Here is a 17,312-nt window from a genome sequence, read left to right as displayed (position 1 = left end):
GGCCCCACCAGCACCGTCACCCGCCCCGGATGGACGGCAAGGCTGGCATCCTCCACCAGCAGACGGCCGCCGGCCGCAACGCTCACGCTTTCGGCCCGATACATCTTCGCCCGCCCCCTCATCCGACAAAGGCCCGCCGGCGCAGCAGCAGCCACAGGAAGAAGGGCGCGCCCACCAAAGCGGTGACCACGCCCAGCGGCAGTTCGGCGGGGGCGGCGATCATCCGCGCCAGGATGTCGGCGCCGAGCAGCACCGCAACGCCCAGCAAGGCGGATGCGGGCAGGAGCACCCGGTGGGACGGCCCCACCACCAGCCGCGCCAGATGCGGCACCACCAGCCCGATGAAGCCCACCACGCCCGCCGCCGCCACCGAGGCGCCGACCCCGGCCGCCACGGCGATGACCGCACCGCGCTTCAGCCGCTCCACCGAAACGCCGGCGTGGAACGCCTCCGCCTCCCCCAGCGCCAGCGCGTCGAGGCCGCGGGCGAGGAAGACCGACGCCACCAGGAGGCCCAGCACGAAGGGCGCCGCCAGCGCCGCCTTCAGCCAGGTGGCGCCGCCGAGGCTGCCCAGGGTCCAGAACAGGAATTCGCGGGTCTGCTGCTCGGAGGCGAGAAAGACCATCACCCCCGTCCCCGCGCTCGCCAGCGCGCCCAGGGCGAGGCCGGCGAACAGCAGGGTCGCCACCTGCGTGCGCCCGTCGCGCGCGGCAAGGCGGGCAATGAGAAGCGTGGTGCCGAGCCCGCCGGCGAAGGCCGCGAGCGGCAGGCCCAGCGCCTGGAGCGGCGCCGGCAGCAACACCGCCAGCGGCGCGCCGAACACCACGAAGGCCACCGCCGCCAGCGCCGCGCCGGGGGCGACGCCCACGAGGCCGGGATCGGCCAATGGATTGCGGAACACACCCTGCATCACCGCACCGGCCACCGCCGTGCCCGCCCCGGTGAGCGCGCCCAGCACGGCGCGGGGAAAGCGCACGTCGAGCACCACGATGCGCTCCCGCAGGGCGGCGGATGGCGCTGCATTGCCCGTCACGACATCCCACAGGATGGCCAGCACCCGCCCCGGCGCGATGGTGAAGGGGCCGATGGCGAGCGCCCCGACAAAGGCTGCGCCCGCCAGAAGCGCGAACAGGATCAGCCCCGCCCTCACCGGCCGGCCGGATGCGATCTCCGCCGGAGCGGCCATGGTGACGTGCTCCACGCTTATTGCTCCTTTTCCACGCTCCAAAGACGGGGCGGCAGCTCCGGCAGGCGCGCGCCGGGATGAAGCGCGGCGGCGAGATCCCGCGCGGCCCGCGGCGCCCGCGGGCCGAAGCCCAGCAGATAGGAGCCGGGCATGGCCACCAGCCGGCGCTCGCGCGCGGCCGGCGTGCCGGCGAAGGCCGGCAAGGAGAACACGGTGTCGGCATCCAGCACCTGGCCGCCGCCCTGCATCACCACCACCGCCTCGGGCTCGGCCACCATGGCCGCCTCGTCCAGGGCCGGCTTGAAGCCCTTGATGGCGGCCATGGCATTGGTGACGCCGGCGAGGCGGAAGATGGCATCGGCGCTGGTGTCGGCACCGCCCACCACCGCCGCCCCGCCGGACGCGGAGAGCACGAAGACCGCGCGGGGCCGGCCCGGCAGGGCCGCCACCATCTCCTCCACCGCCGCGAAATCCGCCGCCACCTCGGCCGCAAGCGCCCGGCCCCTCTCCTCCTCGCCCACCGCCTTCGCCACCGCCGCGATCTTCGCCAGCACGCCGGCCTTGTCATGGGCCTCGGGAATGAGCACCACCGGCACGGAGGCGTGCTCCAGCACATCGAGGGTGGAGCGCGGCCCCGCCCCCTCCGCCGCCAGAATCAGGCTTGGTCCGATGGAGAGGACGCCCTCCGGCGACAAGGCGCGGGAATAGCCCACGTCAGGCCGCTGCCGCGCGGCGGCGGGATAGCGGCTGGTCTGGTCCACCGCCACGACGCGGTCGCCGAGGCCGAGCGCGAACAGGATCTCCGTCACCGCCCCGCCGATGGAGACGATGCGGGACGTATCGGCCGCCGTCCGGCCCCGGACCTCCGCGGCCGCGAGGCCGGACGCCGCCCCCAGGAGCGCCATGGACACACCAAGAAGAACATGCATGACATGGAGTCGAAATGGCCTGATCATTGAATTAGAAAACTTCCATTTCATGCCGGATGCGCTGGCTGCACATGGATTGATTCCACTTTTTTGAATTTATCAAAATTCAGAACAGCCATATTCCGTTGTTTATCTGCCACAAAGAGTGACGTTATTTCATCTGATTGGCAATAAGCATGTAAAAATCTTGACGCCCATGTGGCGGAACGGTAGCTCAGGAAGGACAGGCGGGGATGCCCGCAGCGCGCCACGTCCGCGATCGCGGACGGTAGCCAGCCCGATCACGAACCGATTCCGGAGAGACGATCATGGCGCTCAGGCCGCAACGAGCGGGCGTTAGCATTTGGACCGGCAGGCTTCTTTGCCCGGGCGTCGCCGCCTGCGCGCTGCTCGCCGGGATGGAGGGTGCGGCGCTCGCCCAGAACGCGGCGCCGGCCGCGACGGAGGACGAGATCTCGCTCGACACCATCACGGTGGCGGCCAGCCTCACCCAGGAACGTGCCATCGATGCCCTCGCGGCCATCAGCGTGGTACGCCAGGACGACCTCGAACAGCTCATGCCGTCGCGCACGCAGGACGTGTTCTTCGGCATGCCCGGCACCACGGTGATCCAGAACGGCAACTCGACCCAGGCTTCCATCAACATCCGCGGCATGCAGGATTACGGGCGCGTGGCGGTGTTCGTGGACGGGGCGCGGCAGAACTTCACCCAGCTCGGCCACGGCACCGGCGCCGGTTCCTTCTTCCTGGAGCCCGGCCTGCTCGCCGACGTGGACGTGGTGCGCGGCCCGGTCTCCAACATCTACGGGTCGGGCGCCATCGGCGGTGTCGTCGCCATGCGCACCAAGGATGCCGACGACATCATCCGGAAGGGCCAGACCTGGGGCGTGGAATCCACCGGCGAGTTCGGCTCCAACGGCCCCATGGGCTACGGCGCCCTTTTCGCCGCCGCCCGCGTGGGCCAGAACGTGGACCTGTTCCTGGGCGGCACCTATCGCGCCCAGAGCGACTACAAGGACGGCAACGGCGACGTGGTGCCCGGCACCGGCTACGACACCTGGACCGGCATCGCCAAGGCCACCTTCCGCCCGGCCGACTTCCACGAGGTGAAGTTCACCGGCCTCAATTATTCGGCCGACTACACCACCTACAACGCCGCTCTGGTGAACGGCGACATTCCCGCCTCCTCCACCCAGTACGGCACCACCGTTCTCAACCAGACCGCCACCGCGAGCTGGAACTACACCAACCCCAACGACAATGTGTTCGACTGGCGCAGCACGCTCTACTGGAACAAGGTGAAGCAGGATCAGATCAAGGTCGCCGGCACCGCGAGCACGGTGACGGGCTCCATTGGCAATCCGCGCTATTTCACCATCAACACCCTGGGCTTCGACGCCAACAACACCTCGCGCTTCACCTGGAACGACATCCGCAACGCCATCACCATCGGCGGCGACTACTTCCACGACGACGTGGACAATGTGGACGATTACGGCTTCGGCGACGGCTACAACCCCTCCGGCGAGCGCGGGGTGGGCGGCGCCTTCGTGCAGTGGAAGGCCAATTATTCGAGCTGGCTGGAGGCACAGGCGGCGGTGCGCTACGACACCTACAGCCTCGACGGCGACGGCGTCTCCACCGACGGCCAGCGCTTCTCGCCCAAGTTCACCCTGGGCATCACGCCGTGGAACTGGCTCACCTTCTACGGCACCTATGCCGAAGGCTACCGCGCCCCGGCGGTGACCGAGACCCTGGTGAACGGCGCGCACCCGCCGAACATCCCCCTCGTCTTCTGCCCGGACGGCAGCTACGGCGTGTTCTGCTTCGTGCCTAACCCCTATCTCCAGCCCGAGGTGGGCAAGAACAAGGAACTCGGTCTCAACCTCAAGTTCGACGACATCTTCGTGAAGGGCGACAAGTTCCGCGCCAAGGCCAACATCTACCGCAACGACGTGGACGACTATATCGAGCTGGTCGGCTACCAGATGACGCGGTATGGCACCTATGCCAACTACCAGTACCAGAACATTGCCCAGGCGCACCTGCAGGGCTTCGAGCTGGAAAGCAATTACGATGCGGGGGCATGGTTCGCCGGCTTCAACGTCACCGTGGCCGAGGGCGAGAACGCCGAGACCGGCGGGCCGCTCTCCAACACCATGCCGGACAACGTGGCGGCAACGCTCGGCGCGCGTTTCCTCGACAAGAAGCTGACGGTGTCCGTGCGATGGCAGTGGGTCGCCGCCGTGACCGCGGCCGACATGCCCTCCGACGCGCCCTACGAGCCGACGCCGAGCTTCAACCTCGTGAACGCCTATGTGGGCTACCAGCCCAGCGAGAACGTGCTGGCGTCCCTCTCCGTTGAGAACCTGCTCGACGAGCAGTACACTCAATATCAACAGTTCCTGCCGAGCGCCGGCCTCACCGTGAAGGGCGGTCTCAAGATCCGGTTCGGGGCCGACACCATCGCCGCGGCGACACCGGCCCCCGTCTACAAATAGCCACGCCGGTCCGGCGCAGCCATTCACCCCATCCGTTTCGACACGTCGGAGTATGCAAGATGTTCATTGCCACCAACCGGTTCAAGGTGAAGCACGGCTCGGAGGCCGAGTTTGAGCGCGTCTGGCGCGAGCGCGACACCTACATCGCGGCGGTTCCCGGCTTCGTCGCCTTCGACCTGTGCCGCGGTGCGGAGAAGGACGAATACACCCTCTACATTTCCCACACCGTGTGGGCGACCAAGGCCGATTTCGAGGCCTGGACCAAGTCGGAAGCCTTCCGCCTCGCCCATCGCGATGCGGGATCTTCGTCCAATCGCGTGAACTATATCGGCGGTCCGGAGTTTGAAGGATTCGAGTCCGTCCTCTCGCTGACCCCCGGCGAGAAGGCGGCCTGAGCCGCCGTCGTTTCTTCTACCCTGAGCACCTCCACCCGGCCGGGTCCTCCCGCGCCGGGTTTTCTTTTGGCCGCAGCCATGGCTCGCGCCGCGCCCGAGGCCCGGCCCTTTCCTTGAGCCGCGCGGTTCTCTACCGTCGCCCCATCGCTTTCGAACACGGCCATCGGGCCATCAGGACATTGAGAACCATGAGCGCATATTCCGAGCTTTCCGCCCATTTCGCCCGCGCCGCCGCCCTCGGCAACGGCATCGGCATCCTGCAATGGGACAGCGACACCATGATGCCGAAGGGCGCCGCCGGCACCCGCGCCGAGAGCCTGGCGCTGCTGCGGGTGCTCCATCACGGCATGGTGACCGACCCGCGCATCGGCGACTGGCTCGCCACCGCCTCCGGCGAGGATCTCGCCCCCTGGGAACAGGCCAACGTGCGCGAGATCGAGCGGCAATACACCGTCCAGACCGCTCTGCCCGCCGATCTCGTGGATGCCGCGAGCAGAGCCTCCTCCAAATGCGAGCTGGCGTGGCGCACGGCGCGCGCCGAGGCGGATTTCCCCGCGCTCCTGCCCCATCTGGAGGAGGTGCTGCGCCTGCAGCGCGAGATGGGCCGGGCCAAGGGCGAGAAGCTCGGCCTTTCCACCTATGACGCGCTGTTGAACGACTACGAGCCCGGCGGCCGTTCCGCGCGCATCGACGCTTTGTTCGACGATCTCGCCCGGTTCCTGCCCGCCTTCACCGAGGAGGTGCTGGAGGTGCAGGCCCGCCGCCCCGCGACGCCGCCTTTGTCCGGCCCGTTCGCGGTGGAGGCCCAGCGCGCCCTCGGCGTCGAGATGATGAGGACAGTGGGCTTCGATTTCGACCGCGGCCGCCTCGATGTCTCCACCCATCCCTTCTGCGGCGGGGCCGACAACGACGTGCGCATCACCACGCGCTATGACGAGGCCAATTTCTCCAAGGCCCTCATGGGGGTGCTGCACGAGACCGGCCATGCCCTCTACGAGCAGGGCCGTCCGCATGACTACATTTTCCAGCCGGTGGGGCAGGCCCGCTCCATGAGCGTGCACGAGAGCCAGTCCCTGCTGATGGAGATGCAGGCCTGCCGCAGCCGCGAATTCCTCACCTTCGCCGCCCCCCGCATGCGCGCCGCCTTCAATGGCACCGGACCCGCCTGGGAGGCCGAGGCCCTGTGGCGGTCCTATACCCGGGTGGAGCGCGGCTTCATCCGCGTGGATGCGGACGAGGTGACCTATCCCGCCCATGTCATCCTGCGCTATCGCCTGGAAAAGGCGCTGATCGGCGACGAGATGAAGCTCGCCGACCTGCCCGGCGCCTGGGCCGAGGGCATGAAATCGCTGCTCGGCGTGGTGCCGCCGGATGATCGCCTCGGCTGCCTGCAGGACATTCACTGGCCGAGCGGCGGCTGGGGCTATTTCCCCACCTACACCCTCGGCGCCATGACGGCGGCGCAGCTGTTCGACGCCGCCTGCAAGGCCGATGCGGCCATCCTGCCCGGCATCGCCCACGGCGATTTCAAGCCCCTGCTGTCCTGGCTGCGCACCAACGTGCACAGCCAGGGCTCGCTCATGGAGACCGATGCGCTGCTGACCCACGCCACCGGCCGGCCACTCGATGCCGCCGTGTTCAAGGCCCATCTCGTGCGGCGCTATGGCGGCGAGATGGAGCAGCACCAGGCGGCGTGAGGGCTGCTGCGGGTGCCTTGCCGCCGGCGGCGGGCTTGCGCTTTGGCGGCGTCCGCCATCGGGGCCGCGCCACGGGGCCGCTTGTGCCGGTGTCGGCGGATGTCAGGCGATCAGGCGCCGCCGGGGCTGAAAACGTTCGTCGTCTTGGGAGCGGCCGGCGCGCCGGCCGCGTGCTTCCACCGCCGGCCGGGCCGGCTCCCCCTCGGGGTCGTGCACCCAATGCTCGCCGCGATGGGCGAGGTTGTCGGTCATCCGCTGGTCCAGGGCCTGCAGGAAGCTTCGGATCTTGCTCCAAGTCATCATGTCCTCCACGAGGATGGAGCCGACAGGCGGGCCCGGAAACAATGGGCTTCGACCCCTGATCGGCGCCGCCTTGCGCGGCAGACCATCCTCTACAGGCGACCATATGGCTCCCGGGCATTAAGGTTCCAGTCGGCGCAGGTCGGCGCCAAATAAAGAAAAAATAGGGATCGGGATGCGTGTCCGCCGGCGTGAAGCCGGGCTTTGTCCGGCTCGCCCGAAGGCTGCGGGTCGCAGCAAGGTGCATAGGACATATTTTTGCATCCGCCTGTCGGCCATGCTCATACTCCCGCGTCCTCGGGGAAGCGACGACAGGGAGCCTCGCCCATGATGTACGCCATCCTTTGCTACCATGAGGAAGACGTGGTCTGCGCCTGGAGCAAGCAGGAGGACGACGCCGTCATGGCGAAGCTCGCCGTGGTGCAGGAGCGTCTGGTCAAGGCGGGCAAGATGGGAGCCTCCCTGCGCCTCCTGCCCACCACCGCCGCCACCACCCTGCGCAAGAGCGAGGATCCGCCCCTCGTCATCGACGGGCCGTTCGCCGAGACCAAGGAACAGTTGCTCGGCTTCTACCTCGTGGACGCCGCCGACCTCGACGACGCCCTCGCCATCGCCCGCGACCTCGCCGCCGCCAATCCCGGCGGCGCCTATGAAATCCGGCCGGTGGGCCTGTTCTTCCCGGACCAGCGAGTGGCCCCGTGACCACGCCGGCGCTCGGCGATGCCGCCTGGATCAACGGCGCGCTCACCGCGGCGCGGCCCCAGGCGGTGGCGGCCCTGCTGCGCTATTTCCGCGACCTCGACACCGCGGAAGAGGCCTTTCAGGAAGCCTGCCTGCGCGCCCTCAGGACCTGGCCGGTGAACGGGCCGCCGCGCGATCCCGCCGCCTGGCTGATCCTGGTGGGCCGCAACGCCGCCCTCGACGGGGCCCGTAAAAGGGCGCGGCACGATCCCCTGCCCCCCGACGAGCAGCTTTCCGACCTCGACGACGCCGAAGCCGGCATCGCCGAGCGGCTGGACAATTCCCACTATCGCGACGACGTGCTGCGCCTGCTGTTCATCTGCTGCCATCGCGAACTGCCGGTGACCCAGCAGATCGCGCTGGCATTGCGCATCGTCTCCGGCCTGTCGGTGAAGCAGATCGCCCGCGCCTTTCTCGTCAGCGAGGCTGCCATGGAGCAGCGCATCACCAGGGCAAAGGCCCGCATCGCCAGGGCCGACGTGCCGTTCGAGGCGCCGGGGCCGGTGGAGCGGGCGGAACGGCTGGGCACCGTGGCGGCCATGGTCTACCTCGTGTTCAACGAGGGCTATTCGGCCGGTCCCGACCCGGACCGGGCCAGCCTGTGCGACGACGCCATCCGCCTCGCCCGGCTGCTGCTGCGCCTGTTCCCCACCGAGCCGGAGATCATGGGGCTCAACGCCCTCCTCCTGCTCCAGCACGCCCGTGCCGCCGCCCGCTTCGACGCCGAGGGCCGTGTGATCCTGCTGGACGCGCAGGACCGCTCCCGTTGGGACCGCGCCCGCATCACCGAGGGCCTCGCCCTGATCGACAAGGCCATGCGTCACCGCCGGCCCGGCGCCTATCAGGTACAGGCGGCCATCGCCGCCCTCCATGCCCGCGCGCCCCGGCCCGAGGACACGGACTGGGCGCAGATCGACGCGCTCTATGCGACGCTGGAATATCTCCAGCCCTCCCCCGTGGTCACGCTCAACCGGGCCGTGGCGGTGAGCAAGGTGAGGGGCGCCGAGGCGGCCCTCGCCATGATCGAGCCGCTGGCGCCGCAGCTTTCGGGCTATTTCCACTATTTCGGGGCGCGCGGCGCTTTCCTCATGGAGCTGGGGCGGCGGGCGGAGGCGCGGGAAGCCTTCGACCGCGCCATCGCCCTCGCCAACACGCCCGCCGAGGCCGACCACATCCGCACCCATCTCGACCGGCTGATGGCCGAGACCGGGGCCTGAAAAAAGTGCGCGCCGGCTGTCGGGACCCCGGCCCGCGAGACGTTCTTGAAGCACGGGCGCCCCCTTTCCGGGGCTTCAGCAGGAGGAAGACCATGTCCGATACCGCCGAGACGACCACTCCCACGGCCGATTTCAGCGCAATGCCCCCGGTGAAGGGCGGCGTCACGGCCTACCTGACGGTGGACGGCGCCATGAAGGCGGTCGAGTTCTACAAGAGCGCCCTCGGCGCGGAACTCGCCTTCGCCATCCCCCCGGATGACAGCGGCCGCACCATGCACGTGCACCTCTACATCAACGGCAGCTCGGTGATGCTGGCCGACCCTTATCCCGAATACTGCGCCGGCCCTGTCGAGAAGCTGGGCGGCTTCAATCTCAGCCTGCACGTGACCGACACGGACGCCGCGTTCGAGCGGGCGGTCGCGGCGGGGGCAAGCGTCATGATGCCGCCGTCCGACATGTTCTGGGGCGCCCGCTACGCCCAGGTGCGCGATCCCTTCGGCGTCGTCTGGGCCTTCAACCAGCCGCACTGACAGCCGCCCAGATACTAACGGCTCCGGTTCTTGACCGGAGCCGAAAGGCTTCCCTCAGCTCACCGCGCTCACCCGCTCCTCGCTGATGCCTTCCTCGTCCGGATGGGGCACGCCGGCCTCGGCTACGCCGAGTTCGGCCGCCTGCGCCCGGGCGAGGGCCAGGGCCGCGTCGTCCGCCTCGCGCTGGCGGTTCCAGAGCGCCGCATAAAGGCCGCCGCGGGCCAGAAGCTCCGCGTGGCAGCCGCGCTCGGCGACGCGCCCGTCCGCCAGAACCAGGATCTCGTCCGCCGCCACCACGGTGGAGAGCCGGTGGGCGATGACCAGGGTGGTGCGCCCCTCGGACACCCGCTCCAGGGCGTCCTGGATGTCCTTTTCGGTGTGGCTGTCGAGGGCGGATGTGGCCTCGTCCAGCACCAGGATGGGCGGCGCCTTCAGGATGGTGCGGGCGATGGCGACGCGCTGCTTCTCCCCGCCCGAGAGCTTCAGGCCGCGCTCACCCACCTCGGTACGGTAGCCCTTGGGGGTGGCGCGGATGAAGCCGTCGATCTGGGCGAGGCGCGCCGCCTCCTCCACCTCCGCCTCGGAGGCGTCGGGGCGGCCGTAGCGGATGTTGTAGGCGATGGTGTCGTTGAACAGCACCGTATCCTGCGGCACCATGCCGATGGCCGCGCGCAGGCTCTCCTGCCGGACCTCGCGGATGTCCTGCCCGTCGATGGTGATGCGGCCGGACTGGATATCGTAGAAGCGGAACAGCAGGCGCGACAGGGTGGACTTGCCCGCCCCGGACGGTCCGACGATGGCCACCGTCCGCCCCGCCGGCACCTCGAACGACACCCCCTTCAGGATCTCGCGGCCGGCATCATAGGAGAAGCGCACGTTCTCGAACCGAACTGTCCCGCCGGAGACGACGAGTTCGGGTGCGCCGGAGGCGTCCCGCACCTCGGGAGCCTGCGCCAGCACTGCAAACATGGCCTCGATGTCCACGATGGCCTGCTTGATCTCGCGATAGATGAACCCCAAGAAGTTCAGCGGAATGTAGAACTGCACCATCATGGCGTTGACCATGACGAAGGAGCCCACCGTCTGCCGCCCGGCTCTAATATCCAGCACGCACATGACCATCACCGCCGCAAGGCCGATGGAAAAAATCACCGCCTGCCCCGCATTTAGCCAGGCGAGTGAAGTATAGGTGTTCACCGTCGCCTTCTCGTAGCGCGCCATGGAGCGGTCGTAACGCTGGGTTTCCCAGCGCTCGGCGCCGAAATACTTCACCGTCTCGTAGTTGAGCAGGCTGTCCACCGCCTTTGTATTAGCGTCGGTGTCGCTTTCATTCATCTCCTTGCGGATGGAGAGCCGCCACTCGCTGGCATAATAGGTGAACAGGCCATAGAGCACGACCGTCACCGCCACCACCGCCGCATAGCGCCAGTCGAAGGCGAAGAACAGCACGCCGATGACCATGGCCAGCTCGACGATGGTGGGCGCCAGCTGCAGCACCAGCATGCGCACGATGGTCTCGATGCCCGAGCGCGCCCGCTCCAGCACGCGGGTGAGCCCGCCGGTCTTGCGCTCCAGGTGGAAGCGCAGCGACAAGGCATGCATGTGCTCGAACGTCTCGAGCGCGAGGCGCCGCACCGCGTTCAGCGCCACCTTGGCGAAGATGCCGTCGCGCAGCTGGGTGACGCCGGCCATCAGGATCCGCCCGAGGCCGTAGGCAAGGGTGAGCGCCACCGGGGCGCCCACCACCAGGGCCCAGAAGGCGGGCGTCGGCGCGCCGGTACCGCTGGAGGAGGCCTCGGCGGTGAGCGCATCCGTCGCCCATTTGAACAGGAAGGGCACCGCCAGCGTCGCGCCCTTGGAGACGAACAGCAGGGCGAAGGTGACGACGACGCGCGCCCGCAGGTCCGCCCGGCCAGCGGGCCACAGATAGGGCCACAGGCCGCGCAGGGTGCTGAACAGGGCGTCGGCGGAAACGGCAGGTCGGCGGGAGCCGGCGGCGGGAGGGGGCATCTGGGGCATGATGGCCTATCGGTCTTCGGAACGGCCCGAGGGCGGCGCGCAACACGCCCCGGCCGGCAACAGCGCCGCGAACAGCGCATCAATCTCGCCCTTGAGCGCGGCGATGGCCTCCCGGTCGAGGCAGTAAGCGGAGCGCTGGCCTTCGGGCCGGCTGCGGAGCAGTCCTGCATCCGTCAGCACTTTCAAATGTTGCGAGACGGTGGATTGCGCAAGGGGCAGCCCGCGGACGATCTCGCCGCACACGCAGCGGTCCTGGCCGGCGAGCGTCTCCAACACCCTGAGGCGCACCGGATGGGCCAGCGCCCGCAGCTGCTCGGCGAGGGCCGAGCGATCCTCGATGACCCGGCCGGGAGGCAGATCCTCGGCGGTGGAGGCGTCGGGCGCGCCGGAGGGAGGAAAGGAGCTCATATTCATCGTATATCGGCGATAGCCGATGAACGATGCAAGTTCAAGGGCGATCGCCGCAGGAGCCCGTTGGCTCTCTCGCCGTCACGCCGTCGTCGCAGCCGCGAGCTACAGCACGCGCCGGTCTGCATCCCGGCGGCATGGGGGCGCCGCTCCCGTTGCGCCGGTTCGGGCCGGACGGAGCGGGAAAAGCTGCCGGAGCGGCGGTCTCGGGCAGCCCATGCGCGGGAGAGCCTCAATCCGACGTCGTTCTCGCGCCCCTGACCGTTCGCCACGTCCCACTCCCCGCCGAGTTTGCTAAAGTGCTTCCATGGCTAGAATCGAAAGTGTGTGCGTCTATTGCGGATCCGCATCCGGCTCGGATCCGCTGTTCGCCGAGGAAGCGCGCCGGTTCGGGCAGATCCTCGCGGCCGAAGGGGTCCGCCTCGTCTATGGCGGGGGCGGCATCGGGCTGATGGGAGAAGTCGCGGGCGCCACGGCGCTCGCCGGCGGCGCTGTCACCGGCATCATCCCCCGCTTCCTCATGAGCCGCGAGCGCGCCTTCGCCCATGAGGCGGAGATGATCGTGGTGGAGGACATGCACGCCCGCAAGCGCATGATGTTCGAGCGGGCGGACGCCTTCGTGGCGCTGCCCGGCGGCGTCGGCACGCTGGAGGAGCTGGTGGAGCAGTTGACCTGGGCGCAGCTTGGCCGTCACCGTAAGCCCATCCTGATCGCCAACATTGCCGGCTTCTGGGACCCGTTCCTCAGCCTCATTGAGCATATGCGCGCCACCGCCTTCATCCGCGAGGCGACGCCGGTGGAGATCCTCGCCGCCGACCGGATGGAGGATATCCTGCCGCGCCTGCGCGAGGCGGCCGCCGCCGTACCCGAGCGCGTGCTTCATGCGGCGGACAGCGAACTGGCCGACCGCATGTGAGGCGCGGGCCAGACGGCTCAGCTGCCCGGATGGTCCAGCGCGGCGATGGCGACCATGAGCACGGAGCCGATCAGCATGATCGTGACGACGGTCTGCATCTCTTCCCCTTCTTGCCGCATTGCAACATGAGAGGATTAGACCAAAGATCGAATTATGTTGCAATGCACAAAAGGCGCAGCACGCCTGCATGCGGCGCAGGTCTCATCACCCGGCTCCGGCCGGTCACGCGCCATCGTTCGGCGCACGATGAAACAGGGTTCCAATGGGGTGAAGAAGCCCCGTCAGCTCCGAACAAAACCTGCGCCCTTGTCGGAATGACACAGGAGAACTGGTCTAGGCCATTGATAAATCTGGCGACCCCGGCAGGGCTCGAACCTGCGACCTAGTGCTTAGAAGGCACTTGCTCTATCCAGCTGAGCTACGGGGCCAGCGTTTCGCTTTTAAAGCGTTTTCCAGCGAGATGGATACCGGTTCGCGCGAGAAAGCGCGTCGCCCAACCCTTCTGCGCGCCTTGGCAGCCGGGAGGAGGCGCAAAGACGCAACGCATTTCGGCACGGCGCAACCAAACCCCGGCGCGATGCGCCACCTTACCGCGACGGAGCCCGTCCCCTTCCGGTCAGTGGGTCCACTGGCCGATGCGGCTGAAGGCGAAATTGTCCGAATAGGCGATGCGCCGGCGGCCCGTCTCGTGGGGCTCGAACACCTGGAAGGGGATGCCGCGCTTCTGCGCGTAAGCCACCGCTTCTTCCTTGGTCTCGAACTTCAGGCGAATCTGGCTGCGCATGTCCGCCGAGGAGGTGTAGCCCATCAGCGGTTCCACCATGCGCGCATGCTCCGGCTCGTATTCGAGCACCCAGAACCGGGTCTTCCCCACGCCCGACTGCATGGCGTTGCGCGACGGCTTGTAGATGCGTGCGACCATGATGCTGAACCCGTCATCCGGGGTCGCGCGCCCCTCGCCCGCGACCCATTCCGTCTATAGTTAAGCCGCGCGGCACTGACAACCGAGCGGCGGCCCCTCCTCAGCGCCGAATCCCCTCAGCGCAGGACGAGGCAGCCGGCTGCAGCCTGCGCCGATTCGGTCGCCTTGGTGTGGGCGATCTTGCCGGAAAGAACAAGGCTCCGGGTCTGCTCGGTCACGACGGCGCGGCCGTCCGCGCCCGGCACCAGCAAGGGAAAGCTCGCCGCATAGATCGCCTTCGCCTCAGGCGAAAGCTTGGCGGCGCAGCGTTCGGCGGCGGCCTTGTCCGCGTGGGCGGGCGCCGCGGACAGCAGCATGCCCATCACCCCACCCAGGAGCGCGCTACCGAGGCCAAATGTCCTTGCCGCCTTGACGATCATCATCCGCACCACTCCTCGCATCCGCCCGTCTGGCCGGGACAGGATGCTTTGAGCCGCAGATGACCCGTGAATGCAAGCTGGACTGTCGCGCAAGCGCGGTGGCGGCCCCGAGCCCGAGCCGGAAATGAGTGGCACGCCGGTGGCGCCCGAAAGCCGGAAGAAGCCGTCTTGGCGATGCGACCGAATGGTCGGAGCAGCAGGATTTGAACCTGCGACCCTCTGCTCCCAAAGCAGATGCGCTACCAGGCTGCGCTATGCTCCGACGGCGCTGACGCCTGACCGTTCGTACCGTTTCAGGGCTGGCGACGCAAGATTGGCCCCATGGACAGCAACCGCGCCGCGCCCGCCCTGCCGCCCGTCATGCTTGATTTCGGCGGCCTCAACGCGGAAAGCTGGGGTGCGGCCGGTCTGCCCGCTCCGGAGCGGGCCTGCGCATTTCCAGCGACGCATTTGTACTTTGACGGGGATTTTCAGATGGCATCCGATGCCGAGCTTTCAGAGTGGCTGAGCTCGATGATCAAGGCGCTGGGCACCGCCCAGGCCCATACCATGGTGCAGCATTTCATCCTGCGGGACATCGTGATCCAGATCGCCCGCCTGCAGGACCAGCCGGAGCCGTTCGTCGCCTCCATGTTCGAGCGCGTGAGCATGCTCGTGGACCAGTGCGAACTCGCCGGCAAGCCGGAGATCGAGGCAGAGATGCGCTGGTACACCGAATCCTTCTTCACCACCGCCGGCAAGGCGGTGGGACAGCCCTGAGGCCCGTCGCCCCTTCGGGCGCGGGAACCCCGGCCGGCCGGGTGCTCCGCCGGCCGGGATGCGCTCACTTTCGGATCAGGGCGGCGGTCTGCGCCGGCGGGGGGTTCCACAGGGGCACGATGAGGCGGAACCAGCCGCGGGTGTCGTGGCCGCCGTAATTCTCCTCGTACACGTCGGTGGTCAGATAGGCCTGCGCGATCACCGGCCCGAAATCATATCCGACGAGACCGCCCACCGCGAACTGGCTCTGCTTCTGGTACCACAGCGTCGGATTGTTGAGGTCCGTCGAGTAATAGGCGACGGGGCCGATCTCGAACTTGCCGATCTTCTTGGTGGCGGTGAGATCCACGTTCAGGAAGTTGGGGTTGATGGTGTCCGTCACGCCCTGCGCCTGGATGCCCCAGATGGCGTTGGCGGTGAGGTTCCATCCGTCGGCGGTGTAGCTCAGGGCGAATCGCTGGTTGAAGGAGGTGGAATCGAACGCCACCCCCGTGTTCACGCCCAGATAGAAGCCCGCCAGGTAGCTGAAGCCGAAGCCGTTTCCGAGGTCCCAGGCGATCTGGGCGGCGAACCAGGGATTGTAGAAGCCCGAGGTGTAATCGCCGTTCTCGACGCCCACCTCGATCATCGGCAATGCGGTGAGCAACTGGATCCGCCCGCCGAACAGGAAGACCGGCGTCGCCCAGGCCAAGACCGGAATGTCCACGCCCACGCAGGTGGTATCAGGCGAGGTGTTGCGGCAGCCCCAGTCGGCCGTATTCACGAAATAGAGGCCCTCCGGCAGGGGCGCGCCCGCGGCGAGACCGATGGTTTCACCGGGCTGGGTGACGGATCCCGCTTGCGCAGGCGTCGCCAGTGCAGCAAGCGACAACACGCCTGCTGCCGCCATTCTTGCGAATGTCGTCATGATTTTCCTCCGATAAGCGTGAGCCCATCTCCGGGTCCCCACCGGCAGGCTCTTCGCTGGCGCTTCCTCAGGCGCTTCTGCGCCGGACTCTTATGGTCCGAAGGAGGGTCGAGCCCCCTTGCGGCTGCTGCAATGGACGCTCCGCCTCGCGGCGGACGCGGCTGTGCTTTTGCTCCCCGACCGACAGCCGGAGGGCAGGCGCTTGCCATGGGGAATGCTGCGGCAGCGTGTCACGACCTTGGCGGCGCGGGGAACCACCCGCTCACATGCCGCCCGAGACCTTCGAGGATTACCGGCCATCCCGACGCCAGATCCTTGAAGCCGAAGCAGTGACTTGTATAGCTCACGATTTGGGCATCGGCCACAATCATCACGATTGCGAGAGTGTCTTGGCGGCTAAAAACAGCGCACTGTTGCGCCGCTGTCACAATGACCCAAGGGTATCTGGCAGCACCTCCGCGGAACGGTCGTCCGGGGGAGTGGACTTCTCCCGCGACCAGACGGAAGCTGAGGTTTCAAAGATTCTCACCGCGTGCGAGCCGACCTGGCTCCTTCCCGCCCATTTTCAATCAACCTTCGCGGCACGGTTCCCCATGCAGGATATCCACTACCGGGAATACAAAATCCTCCTGCGACCCCAGCAGTTCTACGCACCCAAGCGGTTCGAGGACTATTGGGGCGAGATCAAGAACGTCGCGAAGAAGCACGGCGTCGGCGTCACGACCAATGAAAACGCATTCAAGCGCATGGTGCGCGAAGTCCTGTTCTACGATACGCCGGACTATGACCTGTATCGAAACTCGTTCATCCTGCGCAAGCGCACCTTCTATGATGACGGCTGGCCGCGCCCGGAGCATGAGCTTGCGGTGAAGTTCCGCAGCCCCGATCGCGAGCGCTGCATCGGCATGGACATGGCGCCGCGGATGGTCGGCGAGGTCGAGGTGAAGTTCAAGGAGGAGATCCTGCCGCTCAAGGACGCGCTCGGCGGCATGCGCTCCCTCTACTCGCACAATTGCATTGTGATCTCGCCGGGCGTGGTCCTCAACCAAGGATTGAGGGACATCGCCGCGGTATTCCCGGCCATGTCCTGTGTGGACGTGGACGGCGATACCAGGATCGACCTTGTGAACAACATCGCGGTGGAAGAGATCCAGGTGGATCCGGGCCACTTCGATTTCGGCCACGGCTATGAGGCCAAGGCCACCATTGCCATCTGGCGCAACCGCGCCTCGGAGACCTCGCTGGTGGGTGAATTCGCGTTCCAGGCCAAGTTCCAGCACTACGACGAGATTCACCAGAAGGCGAAGCGGCTCTCCGAGGAGTTCTTCCGCGACCTGCAGACCCTGGCGCCGGAATGGGTCCAGCTCGGCACCACCAAGACCGCCATGGTCTATGGCATCGGCGCAAGACAGGTCGCGCACAGCGAGTGAAGCCGGGCAGGCGCACGCGCCCGCCCCCTGCCCTTC

The 17,312-nt window shown here is 67.6% G+C and carries 17 protein-coding genes and 2 tRNA genes; 9 read left to right on the top strand and 10 right to left on the bottom strand.

What is annotated here, in order from left to right; translation table 11 throughout:
• Positions 1-118 precede the first annotated feature (118 nt).
• Positions 119-1,186 carry a FecCD family ABC transporter permease gene (locus K9U40_RS09550; RefSeq protein ID WP_414115002.1) on the bottom strand — a complete coding sequence of 356 codons (1,068 nt, stop codon included), beginning with the start codon at positions 1,184-1,186 and terminating at the stop codon, positions 119-121.
• A gap of 17 nt (positions 1,187-1,203) precedes the next feature.
• Positions 1,204-2,115 carry a heme/hemin ABC transporter substrate-binding protein gene (locus K9U40_RS09545; RefSeq protein WP_282889961.1) on the bottom strand — a complete coding sequence of 304 codons (912 nt, stop codon included), beginning with the start codon at positions 2,113-2,115 and terminating at the stop codon, positions 1,204-1,206.
• Between the two features lie 308 nt (positions 2,116-2,423).
• On the opposite strand from K9U40_RS09545, the gene K9U40_RS09540 reads away from it, so the two are divergent.
• The 3 genes from K9U40_RS09540 to K9U40_RS09530 all read left to right on the top strand — a co-directional run bounded on the left by K9U40_RS09540 (position 2,424) and on the right by K9U40_RS09530 (position 6,708).
• Positions 2,424-4,616, top strand: coding sequence for a TonB-dependent hemoglobin/transferrin/lactoferrin family receptor (locus K9U40_RS09540; protein ID WP_282889960.1), 2,193 nt, complete (start codon positions 2,424-2,426; stop codon positions 4,614-4,616).
• A gap of 59 nt (positions 4,617-4,675) precedes the next feature.
• Positions 4,676-5,011, top strand: a complete 336-nt coding sequence (locus K9U40_RS09535) for an antibiotic biosynthesis monooxygenase family protein (protein WP_282889959.1) — start codon at positions 4,676-4,678, stop codon at positions 5,009-5,011.
• Positions 5,012-5,199: 188 nt separating this feature from the next.
• Entirely contained in the window at positions 5,200-6,708 is a 1,509-nt protein-coding gene (locus tag K9U40_RS09530) for a carboxypeptidase M32 (protein WP_282889958.1), read from the top strand.
• 102 nt (positions 6,709-6,810) lie between these two features.
• Here K9U40_RS09530 and K9U40_RS09525 read toward each other — a convergent pair whose 3' ends face one another.
• On the bottom strand, positions 6,811-7,008 hold the full coding sequence (locus K9U40_RS09525; RefSeq protein WP_282889957.1) for a hypothetical protein: 198 nt from the start codon (positions 7,006-7,008) through the stop codon (positions 6,811-6,813).
• Positions 7,009-7,335: 327 nt separating this feature from the next.
• Between K9U40_RS09525 and K9U40_RS09520 the strand changes: the two genes are divergently transcribed.
• The 3 genes from K9U40_RS09520 to K9U40_RS09510 all read left to right on the top strand — a co-directional run bounded on the left by K9U40_RS09520 (position 7,336) and on the right by K9U40_RS09510 (position 9,496).
• Positions 7,336-7,710, top strand: a complete 375-nt coding sequence (locus tag K9U40_RS09520) for a YciI family protein (protein ID WP_282889956.1) — start codon at positions 7,336-7,338, stop codon at positions 7,708-7,710.
• Entirely contained in the window at positions 7,707-8,966 is a 1,260-nt protein-coding gene (locus tag K9U40_RS09515) for an RNA polymerase sigma factor (RefSeq protein WP_282889955.1), read from the top strand. The genes K9U40_RS09520 and K9U40_RS09515 overlap by 4 nt, the downstream gene beginning before the upstream one ends.
• 92 nt (positions 8,967-9,058) lie before the next feature.
• Positions 9,059-9,496, top strand: coding sequence for a VOC family protein (locus K9U40_RS09510; RefSeq protein ID WP_012116154.1), 438 nt, complete (start codon positions 9,059-9,061; stop codon positions 9,494-9,496).
• A 54-nt stretch (positions 9,497-9,550) separates the two neighbouring features.
• On the opposite strand, the gene K9U40_RS09505 is transcribed toward K9U40_RS09510, so the two are convergent.
• Complete coding sequence (locus tag K9U40_RS09505) at positions 9,551-11,515, bottom strand: ABCB family ABC transporter ATP-binding protein/permease (RefSeq protein WP_414114774.1); 1,965 nt, start codon at positions 11,513-11,515, stop codon at positions 9,551-9,553.
• Positions 11,516-11,521: 6 nt separating this feature from the next.
• Positions 11,522-11,923 (bottom strand): ArsR/SmtB family transcription factor, encoded by a 402-nt coding sequence (locus K9U40_RS09500; protein WP_349239426.1) that lies wholly within the window; start codon positions 11,921-11,923, stop codon positions 11,522-11,524.
• Positions 11,924-12,230: 307 nt separating this feature from the next.
• Between K9U40_RS09500 and K9U40_RS09495 the strand changes: the two genes are divergently transcribed.
• On the top strand, positions 12,231-12,839 hold the full coding sequence (locus K9U40_RS09495) for a TIGR00730 family Rossman fold protein (protein ID WP_282889953.1): 609 nt from the start codon (positions 12,231-12,233) through the stop codon (positions 12,837-12,839).
• Positions 12,840-13,190: 351 nt separating this feature from the next.
• Here the strand turns inward: K9U40_RS09495 and K9U40_RS09490 are convergent.
• The 4 genes from K9U40_RS09490 to K9U40_RS09475 form a co-directional block, all read right to left on the bottom strand.
• A tRNA-Arg gene (locus tag K9U40_RS09490) sits at positions 13,191-13,267 on the bottom strand.
• A 188-nt stretch (positions 13,268-13,455) separates the two neighbouring features.
• Positions 13,456-13,761, bottom strand: coding sequence for an ETC complex I subunit (locus tag K9U40_RS09485; protein ID WP_282889952.1), 306 nt, complete (start codon positions 13,759-13,761; stop codon positions 13,456-13,458).
• Between the two features lie 116 nt (positions 13,762-13,877).
• Complete coding sequence (locus tag K9U40_RS09480) at positions 13,878-14,183, bottom strand: hypothetical protein (RefSeq protein WP_282889951.1); 306 nt, start codon at positions 14,181-14,183, stop codon at positions 13,878-13,880.
• A gap of 182 nt (positions 14,184-14,365) precedes the next feature.
• A tRNA-Pro gene (locus tag K9U40_RS09475) sits at positions 14,366-14,442 on the bottom strand.
• A 59-nt stretch (positions 14,443-14,501) separates the two neighbouring features.
• Here K9U40_RS09475 and K9U40_RS09470 point away from each other — a divergent pair.
• Complete coding sequence (locus K9U40_RS09470) at positions 14,502-14,939, top strand: hypothetical protein (RefSeq protein ID WP_282889950.1); 438 nt, start codon at positions 14,502-14,504, stop codon at positions 14,937-14,939.
• Between the two features lie 64 nt (positions 14,940-15,003).
• On the opposite strand, the gene K9U40_RS09465 is transcribed toward K9U40_RS09470, so the two are convergent.
• On the bottom strand, positions 15,004-15,846 hold the full coding sequence (locus tag K9U40_RS09465) for a transporter (RefSeq protein WP_282889949.1): 843 nt from the start codon (positions 15,844-15,846) through the stop codon (positions 15,004-15,006).
• Positions 15,847-16,112: 266 nt separating this feature from the next.
• Here K9U40_RS09465 and K9U40_RS09460 point away from each other — a divergent pair, with 266 nt between their 5' ends.
• Complete coding sequence (locus K9U40_RS09460; protein WP_282889948.1) at positions 16,113-17,276, top strand: hypothetical protein; 1,164 nt, start codon at positions 16,113-16,115, stop codon at positions 17,274-17,276.
• Positions 17,277-17,312 lie beyond the last annotated feature (36 nt).

Source organism: Xanthobacter autotrophicus, from assembly GCF_030015065.1.
Classification (GTDB): domain Bacteria; phylum Pseudomonadota; class Alphaproteobacteria; order Rhizobiales; family Xanthobacteraceae; genus Xanthobacter; species Xanthobacter autotrophicus_D.
Note: the sequence above shows the minus strand (reverse complement) of the source record. Positions and strands in the feature narration are given on the sequence as shown.